Source organism: Ideonella azotifigens, from assembly GCF_021043325.1.
Classification (GTDB): domain Bacteria; phylum Pseudomonadota; class Gammaproteobacteria; order Burkholderiales; family Burkholderiaceae_C; genus Ideonella; species Ideonella azotifigens.
The window spans coordinates 282,645-294,524 of sequence record NZ_JAJNKD010000008.1 but is presented as its reverse complement, the minus strand read 5'-3'; the positions used below and the strand labels follow the sequence as shown (position 1 = coordinate 294,524).

The following is an 11,880-nucleotide window of genomic DNA, read 5'->3' as shown; positions in this document are numbered from 1 at the left end:
TTGATGCTTGGTACCACCAAGGTAGCAGTGACAACCGTGTGCCCGCCCTGCGATTCACTCAGATCGGCGAAGAACCTGAAAAAAGGGACCCGAAGGTCCCTTTGGTGGCATTGAGCGGCGCTCAGACCGACAGCATCTTCACGGCGACCAGGCCCAGCACGATGGCGATGGCGTAGCGGATCAGCGTCAGCGGCGCGCGGGTGCTGATCAAAGAGCCGATCAGCACGCCGGGGATGGAGCCCAGCAGCAGGCTGACCAGCAGGTCGTAGTTGACATTGCCCAGGCTCAGGTGGCCCAGGCCGGCGATCAGCGCCAGCGGAATCGCGTGGGCCAGGTCGGTGCCGACCAGCTTGTTCGAGCTCAGGCGCAGCGGGTACAGGTAGACCAGCATCACGGTGCCCAGCGCGCCGGCACCGATGGAGGTCAGCGTGACCAGCACGCCCAGCACGATGCCGGCGACCACGGTCAGCACAGGCTGTACGTTCTTGAACTTTTCCGAGTCACCGACGCGGAAGTTCTTGCCAATCGCGTGCAGCTTCTCCTTGAACAGCATGCCCAACGCGGTGATGATCAGCGCGATGCCGACCGCCTGGATGATGAAACCGTTCTTGACCTGATGGCCGCCGCTGAAGGTCATCCAGGCGAGCGTCAGCGCCGCAGCGGGCAGGCTGCCCCAGGCCAGGCGCTTGACGATTTCCCAGTCCACCGTGCCGTGGTTGTGGTGCACGGCAGTGCCGAACATCTTGGTGATGGATGCGTACAACAGGTCGGTGCCGACGGCGGTCTGCGGCGCGATGCCGAAGAACAGCACCAGGATGGGGGTCATCAGGGCGCCGCCACCAACGCCGGTGATGCCGACGATGGTGCCAACCAGCAGCCCGGCGATGGAATTCATGCCATCGATTTGCATCGCAGTACCTCGAAACCTTCGGTCGATTCGGGGCCGAGGCAACAAGGCAACTCGGCCGACTGAAGTCATTCTCGCATTCGGCATCTGCAAATGCGGGTTCCGAGTAAAGACCCCCCTAAAAGATTTAGTGACCGAATTGGCAATGAGGGCCGGCTCGGGTCAAGCCGAGGCCAACTGCAGCAGTTGCGCCACGACCGCGACCGCGATGATTTCCGGCGCCTTGCCTTCGATGCCGGGCATGCCGACCGGGCTGACCAGACGGTCCAGTTGGGCATCGGACAGGCCCCGCTCGCGCAGGCGCCGCAGGAAGCCGGCCTTCTTGCTGGCCGAGCCGATCAGGCCCAGGAAGCCGAAATCGCCGCGGCGCAGCACCGCCTCGCAGATGCGGAAGTCCAGCGCGTGGCTGTGGGTCATCACCAGGAAAAAGGCGCCGGCCGGTGCATCGGCCACTTCTTCTTCGGGTTGAGCGCTGGCACAGCAGCGCAGGTGGGCGGGCAGCGGCGTGGCCGGAAAACCGTCTTCGCGCTCGTCCACCCACAGCGCTTCGCAAGGCAGGTCAGCCAGCAGCTTGACGATGGCGCGGCCGACGTGGCCGGCGCCGTGCAACTGCAGGTGAAAGCGCGGCGGCTCGGCAGCCCAGCCGGCGAGGCTGCCACTGTCCAACGGGAAAAAGCGCAGCGTCAGCGCGCCGCCGCAGCACTGGCCCAGTGACGGGCCCAGCGTGACCGGCCAGTCCCAGGCCGCCAGCGGCCGGTCGCCGGCTTCCTTCAGCGCGGCCTGGGCGCGGGCAATGGCCTGCCATTCCAGGTGCCCGCCGCCAATCGTGCCAGCCACTTCAGCGGCAGAGACCAGCATGCGGGTGCCGGCCTCGCGCGGCACCGAGCCTTTGACGCGGGTGATCTCCACCCACATCGCCGAACGGCCCTGCTGCTGCCAGCGCTGGGCCAGTTCCCGTAACGCCAACCGGCCCATGCTCAGCTCACGCTTTGCACCGCGCGCAGCAGCGCCTCGGGCGTGGCGGGCGCGCTGAGTGCGGGCTGGCAGCCCAGCGCGCCGCAGGCGGCGGCCGCGTCGCGCAGCGCGAGGAAGACCGAGAAGCTCAGCAGCAGCGGCGGCTCGCCCACAGCCTTGCTGCGGTGGATGCTGTCCTCGACGTTGTCGCCCTTGTACAGCCGTGTCGTGAACGCACCCGGCGCGTGCGGCAGGTCGTTGGCGGTGGGGATCTTGTAGGTGGACGGCGCGTGCGTCAGCAGCTTGCCGCTTTGCGGGTGCCACACCAGCTCCTCGCTGGTCAGCCAGCCCATGCCCTGCACAAAACCGCCTTCGACCTGGCCGATGTCGATGGCCGGGTTCAGCGAGCGGCCCACGTCGTGCAGCAGGTCGGCGCGCAGCAGTCGCCATTCGCCGGTCAGCCGGTCCAGCAGCACTTCGCTGACGGCCGCGCCATAGGCGAAGTAATAGAACGGCCGGCCGGTCAGCGTGTCGCGGTTCCAGTGCAGGCCGGGCGTGGCGTAGAAGCCGTCGGCCCAGAGCTGCACGCGGGCCACGTAGGCCTGCTCGACGATGGCGGCAAAGGCCTCGTGCTGGCCGTCTGGCCCCAGCACCGCGTTGCCCTCGAAGCGCACCTGGTCGGGCGCCACCTGCCAGTGCGACGCGGCCACTTCCGCCAGCCGTTTCTTCAGCTTCTGCGCGGCGTCCAGCGCGGCCTTGCCGTTCAGGTCGGCACCGGTGGAGGCAGCGGTGGCCGAGGTGTTGGCGATCTTGCTGGTGTCGGTGGCGCTGGCGCGCACGCGGGCCAGCGGCAGGCCCAGTTCGTGGGCGACGACCTGCGCCACCTTGGTGTTCAGGCCCTGGCCCATTTCGGTGCCGCCGTGGTTCACCAGCACTGAGCCGTCCCGGTAGATGTGCACCAGCGCGCCTGCCTGGTTGAAGTGGTTGACGTTGAACGAAATGCCGAACTTCACCGGGGTCAGCGCCAGGCCTTTTTTCAGCCACGGGCTGGTGGCGTTGAACGCGGCGACCTCGGCGCGGCGCGCGAGGTAGTCGCTGCTGGCGGCCAGCTCGTCGGTCAGCGGCGCGATGATGTTGTCGACCACCGGTTGCAGGTAAGGCGTCACGTCGCGCCCGCTGCCCGGCAGGCCGTACCAGTTGACCTGCCGCACCGCCAGCGGATCCAGGCCCAGCTGGCGGGCGATCTGGTCGATGATGACTTCGATCACCAGCGCGCCCTGCGGCCCGCCGAAGCCGCGGAATGCCGTGTTGCTCTGCGTGTTGGTGCGCGGCAGGAAGCCGTGGATGGCCACGTCCGGCAGCCAGTAGGCGTTGTCCAGGTGGCAGATCGCGCGCGTCAGCACAGGGGGCGACAGGTCGGCCGAGTGCCCGGCCTGGCCCAGCATCGTGACGTCCACCGCCAGCAGCCGGCCGCTGTCGTCGAAGCCGGCCTGCCAGTCGAACTCGAAGCCGTGGCGGCGGCCGGTGATCAGGAAATCGTCGTCGCGGTCCACGCGCAGCTTGACCGGCTTGTTGAGCTTCTTGGCGGCAAGCGCCGCCACGCAGGCGAACAGCGCCGACTGCGACTCCTTGCCGCCAAAGCCGCCGCCCATGCGCCGGCATTCGACCAGCACCTGATTGGCGTCCAGTTGCAGCGCATGCGCGACCATCGCCTGCATCTCGCTGGGGTGCTGGGTCGAACAATGAATCTTCAGCCCGCCATCGTCCTGTGGCAGCGCGTAGCTGATCTGGCCTTCGAGGTAGAACTGTTCCTGCCCGCCGAGGCTGAACTGGCCGGAGAGCTGGTGCGGCGCCGCCGCCATCGCACCGGCCACGCCGCCGGGGTGCGTGCTGCGCGTGAGGTGCATGGGTGGCACCACGTACTGGCCAGTGGCATGCGCGGTGCGCAGGTCCAGCTGGGCCGGCAGCGGTTCGATCTGCAGCACGTCCTTGGCGCGGGCTGCGGCGCGGCGCGCCTCGTCGCGGCTGCGGGCGATGACGGCGAACACCGGCTGGCCGAGGTAGTGCAATTCGCCACTGGCTAGGATCGGATCGTCGTGCACGATGGGGCCGACGTTGTTCTGGCCCGGAATGTCGGCCGCGCTGTAGACCGCGACCACGCCGGGCATCGCGCGCAGCGCCGCGAGGTCCATGCCCAGCAGCCGGCCATGGGCCACGGGCGACAGCCCCAGCGCCGCGTGCAGCGTGCCGGCGGCTTCGGCGATGTCGTCCACATACGCGGCGCGGCCCTGCACGTGCAGCGCGGCGGATTCGTGCGGCAACGAAGTGCCGACCACGGGGAGGGCTGCAGCCGAGAGGTCTTTCAAATGCATGTGGCGCTCCTCAGGCCCAGACGCGCAGTTGGTCGACTGCCACCGGGTCGGCTGGGCGGGTGCTCAGCCACAGCCGCTCCAGCAGCCCGGCAGCGCCGAGGCGGCGGTAGTCGGCGCTGGCGCGCAGGTCGCTCAGCGGGGTGAAGTCGGCGGCGAGCGCGGCCTGCGCGGCGCGCAGCGTGGCTTCGGTCCAGGGCTGGCCGACGATGGCGGCTTCGACCGCTGCGGCGCGGCGCACCGTGGCTGCCATGCCGCCGAAGGCCAGGCGCGCTTCGGCGACGGTGTCGCCATCCAGCCGCAGCGCAAAGCCGGCGCTGACGGCCGAGATGTCGCAGTCGAAACGCTTGGATAGCTTGTGCGCCTGCACCTGCCAGCCCGGTTGCAGCGTCGCGAACGGCACGTGCACGGACTCGACGAACTCGCCCGACTGCAGCTGGTTCTTCATGTAATCCAGGTAGAAGGTCTGCAGCGGCAGCTCCCGGGTGGCCTCGCCATGGCGCAGCCGCAGCGTGGCGCCCAGCGCGATCAGCACCGGCGGCGCATCGCCAATCGGCGAGCCGTTGGCCAGGTTGCCCACCAGCGTGCCAGCATGGCGCACCGGCGGGCCGGCGAAGCGGCGGAACATTTCGGCCAGCGCCGGCCAGCGCACCACCAGCGCAGCCCAGCCGTCTTCCAGCGTGACGGCAGCGCCAATGTGCAGGCCTTCCGCTTCTTCGTCAATGCGGCGCAATTCGGCCACGTCGCCCAGGAAGATCAGCTCGCCCAGGTCGCGCATCTGCTTGGTGACCCACAGGCCGACGTCGGTCGCGCCAGCGACCAGCCGTGCGGCGGGCTTGTCGGCGCGCAGCGTGGCCAGCTCGGCGAGCGTGCGGGGGCTGTGGGGTGCGGCGGGTGTCGCCTGCAAGGCCAGCAACTGCTCGCGCAAACCGGCCAGCGGCAGGCGCGGCGCGGGCTGTTGCAGCATCGCTTGCGCGGCGTCCAGGATGGGCCGGTAGCCGGTGCAGCGGCACAGATTGCCAGAGAGTGCATCGGCCAGCTCGGCGCGGCCGGGGCACGGCCCGCTGGTGCAGGCCTGGCGCTCATGCTCGGCCGAGAGCGTCATCACGAAGCCGGGTGTGCAGAAGCCGCATTGCGAGCCGTGGTGGTCCAGCATGGCCTGTTGCGCCGGGTGCAGCGTGCCGTCCGGCTGCGCCAGGTCTTCCACCGTTAGCAGCGCCTTGCCGTGCAGCGTCGGCAGGAAGCGTATGCAGGCGTTGACCGGGCGGATCGCCAGGCCTTCGCTGAGGATGGCGCGGCTGCCGGCCGGCACGCTCTCGGCCAGCTCGGCGACCAGCACCGTGCACGCGCCGCAGTCGCCCTCGGCGCAACCTTCCTTGGTGCCGCAGGCCTGTGCGTCCTCGCGCAGCCACTGCAACACGCTGCGCGTGGCGGGCGCGCCGGTGACGCTGACCGGCTGGCCGCGGAAGACAAAGCGCAGAGGGGCGGAGTTTGAAGTTTCGGCAGTCATCTGGCGCAAGACCTTACGCCGCTGCGGCGCAGTTTGAATACGATCTGGGCCATGAGTTGCATATGTTGTGCCGTATGACGCGGCCGCCGGATTTCGCCAACATCGACCTCCATCTCGTGAAGGTCCTGCACACCGTGATCACTGATCGCAGCGTTTCGCGCGCCGCCCTGCGCCTGGGCAGCACCCAGCCCCAGGTCAGCGCCCAGCTCAAGCGCCTGCGTGCGCTGACGGGCGACGCCTTGCTGGTGCGCGCCGGCACCGGGCTGGTGCCCACCGAAGCGGCGCTGGCGCTGGTCGGCCCGGCCGAGCGGCTGCTGAAGGAGGCCGACACCTTGTTCGGCTCGGCCCGCGTCGGCCGCGGCTTCGATCCGGCCACGGCTGACGGCCTGGTCAACCTCGCCGCGTCCGACTACCTGGACCCGCTGTTCCTGCCGCGCCTCATCGGCACGCTGCAGCAGCTTGCGCCACGGCTGCAGGTCGCCCTGCACCCGCTGTCTGCCGATTCGGACTACCGCCGCAAGCTGGCCTCGGGCGAGGTGGACCTGGTGGTCGGCAACTGGCTGCAGCCGCCGGAAGAATTGCACCTGGGCCGCCTGATGTCCGACGAAGTGGTCTGCCTCGTGGCCGCGGACCACCCCGCCGCCAAGAGCCCGCGCAGCTGGACGGCAGCGCGCTACCTGGACAGCGACCACATCGCGCCGACGCCGCTGCATCCCGGCGCGCGCGGCGTGATCGACGATTTCCTAGCGTTGCAAGGCCTGTCGCGCCGCGTCACGGTGCGCTGCGCGCACTTCAGCTTGGCGCCGGCCATGGTGGCCGGCAGCCGGCTGGTGCTCACGACCGGCCGCCAGTTCTGCGAGCGATACCTGACTCAACTCCCCCTGCGCATCGTTCGCTGCCCGGTGGCCTTCCCGGCCATGGCCTATTACCAACTCTGGCACGACCGCACGCATGCGTCTGCGGCGCAACGCTGGCTGCGCGAGCAGGTGCGCGACACCGCCCGTGCACTGGCCGACGAAGACAACCCCTCAAGGAGCCGCGCATGAGTGCCCGCAAAAGACTGGCGCTGCAAGGCGACCTGCTGGACTTCACCGGCGTGCCCTTGCTGGGCGAAGAAGCCTGCGCCGCGGTGCGTTTCCGGCCGGACCACTGGCTGCTGATCGAGGACGGCCGCATCGTCGGCGCGCAGCCCGAGGCACCGGACGACAGCTGGCAGCGCGAGCTGCACACCGGCCGGCTGATCCTGCCGGGCTTCATCGACACCCACGTGCACTGCCCGCAGCTGGACGTGATCGCCAGCTATGGCGCCACGCTGCTGGACTGGCTCAAGACCTACACCTTCCCGGCCGAGCAGCGCTTCGTAGACCCGCAGGTCGCGCGCGCCGGCGCCGAACTGTTCCTCGACGCCTTGCTGGCCAACGGCACCACCGCAGCGGTGGTCTTCCCCACCGTGCATCCGGTCTCGGTGGACGCATTGTTCGAGGCCGCGAGCGCCCGGCAGATGCGCATCATCAGCGGCAAGGTGTTGATGGACCGGCATGCGCCGGCAGGACTGAGTGACGATGTAGAAGGTGCCCGGCGCGACTGCGAAACGCTGATCCAGCGCTGGCACGGCCAGGGCCGCAACAGCTATGCGCTGACGGTGCGCTTCGCGATCACCAGCACACCCGAGCAACTGGCGATGGCCGGCGAGCTGATGCGGGCCGACCCCAGCCTCTACATGCAGACCCACGTGGCCGAGAACACCGAAGAGGTGCGCTGGGTGGCCGAGCTGTTTCCCGAGGCGCGCAGCTACCTGGATGTCTATCACCAGGTCGGCCTGCTGACGCCGCGCGCCGTGCTGGCGCATGGCATCTGGCTGGACGACGCCGACCGCGCGCTGCTGCGCGACACCGGTGCCCACATTGCCTTCTGCCCGAGCAGCAACCTGTTCCTCGGCAGCGGGCTGTTCGACTGGCAGGCGGCGGTGGACATCGGGCATGGCGTCTCGATGGCAAGCGACGTGGGCGGCGGCACCAGTTTGTCCATGCTGCGCACGCTGGCCGAGGGCTACAAGGTGCAGGCCTTGCGCGGCACGCGGCTCACCGCCTGGGCGGCGCTGCATGCGGCCACCCGCGGCGCGGCGCTGGCGCTGGGGCTGGAAGAGGAGATCGGCAGCTTCGAGCCGGGGTGCATGGCGGACCTGGCGATCTGGGATTGGGCGGTGGGCCCGGTTGCGGTGCACCGCGATGCGGTGGCGCGCGGCGAAGTGGTGCCTCTGCCGGCGCAAAGCCTGCACGCGCGGGTGTTTGCCTGGATGACCCAGGCCGACGACCGCAACCTGGTGGCAGCCTATGTCGCTGGGCAGCCCTGCTGGCAGCGGGGTTGACGCGCGGCGTTTGAGGCACCGCAAAACGAGGAGCAGTGCGGCAACCAGAGCGGCATGGTCCTTGCGTTTGTATACACCTGCGCATACTCATTGCCCTTCGACGGGCTTGGTGACTGACGCGGCCTCTGCGATCCGGGGGCCAGCGGCCACAGTCCCCGCCCGTTTGGACCCCCGTTTTCACCTTCCCTCTCACTGACAAGACAGGAACCCACCATGCAGTTCTCTACTTCCCGCCTGGCCCTTGCTGCGCTGCTGGCGCTGGCCACCGTTGGCGCCCAGGCCGCCGACTGGAGTGACACCTCGATTGGCTACCGCTACGGCAGCAAGTTCGCCGAGCCCTTTGGCGAGAACACCATCCACAAAAGCATCATCGACCTGAACCACGTCAGCGGTTACAGCTACGGCACCAACTTCTTCAACGCCGACTTCCTGGTCTCCGACAAATCCGACCCGTCCAGCCCCGGCTCCAGCAATGGCGCGACCGAGGTCTACATCGTCTACCGCCACACGCTGGACCTGTCCAAGGTCAGCGGCAGCAAGCTGTCCTGGGGCGTGATCCGCAACCTGGGGCTGACGGCGGGCTTCGATGTCAACGTCAAGGACGACGCCGGCTACAACTCCAGGAAGCGCATGCTGGTGGCGGGCCCGACGATGATGTTCGATGTGCCGGGCTTCCTGAACGTGAGCCTGCTCGAACTCTGGGAGAGCAATGCGCCGTACAACGAATTCACCCGCAGCGGCGTGTCGCGCTACAGCTACGATGCCCATCCAATGCTGACGGCGGCGTGGAGCATTCCGCTGATCAAGGGCGTTCCGCTGACCTTCGAAGGTTTCGCAAATTTCATTGCTGGCAAGGGCAAGAATGAATTTGGCGGCGAAACTGCGCCTGAAACCAACATCGATGCGCAGATCATGTACGACGCCGGCACGCTGATGGGGGCACCGGGCAAGTTCAAGGTCGGCTTCGAGTACCAGTACTGGAAGAACAAGTTCGGCAACTCGTACAAGGGCGCTGCCGGTGATGGCGCCTTTGCCAAGACACCGATGATCCGCGCGGAATACCATTTCTGATCGCCCGCGGGCCGGGGCCGGTCTTCGGCTCCTGGCCCGTTTCTGGCTCAGGCATCTTCATCATGCTTCGACTCGAACTCACCGGCATCACCAAGCAGTACCCCGCGGTGCGGGCGAACGACGGCATCCATCTGAAGGTGGCGCCGGGCCAGATCCATGCGGTGCTGGGTGAAAACGGCGCGGGCAAGTCCACGCTGATGAAGATCATCTACGGCGCGACCCAGCCCGACGCCGGCCAGATGCAATGGAACGGTCGCGAGGTGCAGGTCGCCAGCCCCGCCCAGGCCCGCGCCCTGGGCATCAGCATGGTCTACCAGCACTTCTCGCTGTTCGACACGCTCACTGCCGCCGAGAACGTCTGGCTGGGGCTGGACAAAGCGATGGCGCTGCCCGAGGTCACCGAGCGCATCGGCCAGGTCGCCCGCACCTACGGGCTGGACGTGGACCCGCTGCGGCCTGTGCATTCGCTTTCCGTGGGCGAGCGCCAGCGCGTCGAGATCGTGCGCGCGCTGCTGACCAATCCGCAGCTGCTGATCCTCGACGAGCCCACTTCGGTGCTGACGCCGCAGGCCGTCGAGAAGCTGTTTGTCACGCTGCGCCAGCTGAGTGCCAATGGCACCAGCATCCTCTACATCAGCCACAAGCTCGACGAGATCCGGGCCTTGTGCCACCACTGCACCGTGCTGCGTGGCGGCAAGGTCACCGGCGAGGTCGACCCGACGCAGGAAACCAACGCCAGCCTGTCGCGCCTGATGATCGGCGCCGAGCCGCCGCAGCTGCGCCACGAGACGCGTGCGGCCGGCGCGGTGGTGATGGCGGTCAAGGGCCTGTCGCTGCCGCAGCGCGATCCATTCGGCACCACGTTGAAGGACATCGCCTTCGACGTGAGGGCCGGCGAGATCGTCGGCGTGGCCGGTGTCTCGGGCAACGGCCAGCAGGAGTTGATGGCCGCGCTGTCGGGTGAAGACATGCGCGCGCAGGCCGGCAGCATCACGCTGTTCGGCAAGGACATCGCGGCGCATTCGCCGCGCAAGCGCCGCCACGAAGGCCTGCACTTCGTGCCCGAGGAACGCCTGGGCCGCGGCGCGGTGCCCACGCTGAGCCTGGCGCAGAACACGCTGCTGACGCGCACCGAGGCGGTGAGCGGCAGCGGCTGGATCGCCACCGACAAGGTGCGCCAGTTGGCCGAAAGCATCATCACCCGCTTCAATGTGAAGGCCGGTGGCCCGGGTGCTGCGGCCAAGAGCCTGTCCGGCGGCAACCTGCAGAAATTCATTGTCGGCCGTGAGATCGACGCTGGCCCGAAGCTGCTCATCGTCAGCCAGCCGACCTGGGGCGTGGACGTGGGCGCCGCGGCGCTGATCCGCGGCGAGCTGCTGAAGCTGCGCGATGCCGGCTGCGCGCTGCTGATCGTCAGCGAGGAGCTGGACGAGCTGTTCGAGATCAGCGACCGGCTGATCGTCATTGCCCAGGGCCGCATGTCCCCGTCCGTGCCCACCGCGCAGGCAACCATCGAGCAGATCGGCGAATGGATGAGCGGGCTGTGGACCTCCGCAGAAACGCAAGCCAAGGAGACCGGCCATGCTGAAGCTTGAAGCCCGGCCGCAGCCGTCGAAGCTGATGTCGTTTGCCAGCCCGTTGCTGGCGCTGGCCATCACGGTGGTGATCGGCGTCGGCCTGTTCGTGCTGCTGGGCAAGGACCCGGTGCGCGGGCTGCAGATGTTCTTCGTCGAGCCGGTGAAGAACCTCTACGGCGTGGCCGAACTGTCGGTCAAGGCCACGCCGCTGATCCTGATCGCGCTGGGCCTGTCGGTCTGTTACCGCTCCAACGTTTGGAACATCGGTGCCGAGGGCCAATACATCTTCGGCGCGCTGGGTGGTGGCTGGGTGGCGATGCAGGCGGGTGCCGGCACCGAATGGATGGGTCACTTCTACGTCGTGCCCATCCTCGCGGCCGGCGTGCTGGCCGGCATGTTCTGGGCCGCCATCGTCGCGCTGCTGCGGGACCGCTTCAGCGCCAACGAGATCCTCGTCAGCCTGATGCTGGTCTACGTGGCCGACCTACTGTTGGGCTGGCTGGTCAACGGCCCCTGGCAGGACCCGGAAGGCCACAACTTCCCGCAGACCATCACCTTCCTCGCGCAGACCAAGATCCCGCGCCTGGTGCAGGGCCTGCGCGCCAACATCGGCGTGGTCGTCGCATTGGTCGCCGTGATGGGGTTCTGGGTCTTCCTGTTCCGCACCTACCGCGGCTTTGCGCTGCAGGTGGGCGGGCTGGCACCCGCAGCGGCCAAATACGCCGGCCTCTCGTCGCGTGGTGCGCTGTGGCTCGCGCTGCTGATCTCGGGCGGAATGGCAGGTCTTGCCGGTGCGCTGGAAGCCGCCGGCCCGCTGGGTCAGCTCACGCCCTACGTGCCGGCGGGCTACGGCTTCGCGGCCATCATCGTCGCGTATGTGGGCCGGCTGCACCCGGTGGGCATCATCTTCTCGGGCATCCTGATGAGCATGTTCTACATCGGCGGCGAACTGGCGCAGTCGCGCCTGGGCCTGCCCAAGGCGCTGACGGGGGTGTTCCAGGGCCTGCTGCTGTTCTCGCTGCTGGCCTGCGACACGCTGATCTTCTATCGCCTGCGCTCGCATCACGCGCCGCATCCGACACCCGCACCGCGCGGTGCCGCTGCAGTCACCAAGGAAGCCTGAG

At 68.4% G+C, this 11,880-nt stretch carries 9 protein-coding genes; 5 read left to right on the top strand and 4 right to left on the bottom strand.

Annotated elements, in window-relative coordinates; genetic code table 11:
- Window positions 1-121 precede the first annotated feature (121 nt).
- From LRH25_RS18680 to xdhA, 4 genes are all read right to left on the bottom strand, one after another.
- Window positions 122-895, bottom strand: coding sequence for a sulfite exporter TauE/SafE family protein (locus LRH25_RS18680; RefSeq protein ID WP_141291864.1), 774 nt, complete (start codon window positions 893-895; stop codon window positions 122-124).
- Window positions 896-1,069: 174 nt separating this feature from the next.
- Complete coding sequence (gene xdhC / locus LRH25_RS18675; protein ID WP_231011908.1) at window positions 1,070-1,882, bottom strand: xanthine dehydrogenase accessory protein XdhC; 813 nt, start codon at window positions 1,880-1,882, stop codon at window positions 1,070-1,072.
- Window positions 1,883-1,884: 2 nt separating this feature from the next.
- Window positions 1,885-4,233, bottom strand: a complete 2,349-nt coding sequence (gene xdhB / locus LRH25_RS18670) for a xanthine dehydrogenase molybdopterin binding subunit (RefSeq protein WP_231011906.1) — start codon at window positions 4,231-4,233, stop codon at window positions 1,885-1,887.
- 10 nt (window positions 4,234-4,243) lie between these two features.
- Window positions 4,244-5,740 carry a xanthine dehydrogenase small subunit gene (xdhA, locus tag LRH25_RS18665; RefSeq protein WP_231011905.1) on the bottom strand — a complete coding sequence of 499 codons (1,497 nt, stop codon included), beginning with the start codon at window positions 5,738-5,740 and terminating at the stop codon, window positions 4,244-4,246.
- Window positions 5,741-5,856: 116 nt separating this feature from the next.
- Between xdhA and LRH25_RS18660 the strand changes: the two genes are divergently transcribed.
- From LRH25_RS18660 to LRH25_RS18640, 5 genes are all read left to right on the top strand, one after another.
- A complete protein-coding gene (locus LRH25_RS18660) occupies window positions 5,857-6,786 on the top strand; it encodes a LysR family transcriptional regulator (protein ID WP_310742436.1) in 930 nt (309 codons plus the stop codon).
- Window positions 6,783-8,108, top strand: a complete 1,326-nt coding sequence (gene guaD, locus LRH25_RS18655) for a guanine deaminase (RefSeq protein ID WP_141287670.1) — start codon at window positions 6,783-6,785, stop codon at window positions 8,106-8,108. Before LRH25_RS18660 ends, guaD begins: the two co-directional genes overlap by 4 nt.
- A 213-nt stretch (window positions 8,109-8,321) precedes the next feature.
- Entirely contained in the window at window positions 8,322-9,179 is an 858-nt protein-coding gene (locus LRH25_RS18650) for an outer envelope protein (RefSeq protein ID WP_141287669.1), read from the top strand.
- A 62-nt stretch (window positions 9,180-9,241) separates the two neighbouring features.
- Window positions 9,242-10,774 (top strand): ABC transporter ATP-binding protein, encoded by a 1,533-nt coding sequence (locus LRH25_RS18645; RefSeq protein WP_141287668.1) that lies wholly within the window; start codon window positions 9,242-9,244, stop codon window positions 10,772-10,774.
- Entirely contained in the window at window positions 10,761-11,879 is a 1,119-nt protein-coding gene (locus tag LRH25_RS18640) for an ABC transporter permease (protein ID WP_141287667.1), read from the top strand. Before LRH25_RS18645 ends, LRH25_RS18640 begins: the two co-directional genes overlap by 14 nt.
- Window position 11,880 lies beyond the last annotated feature (1 nt).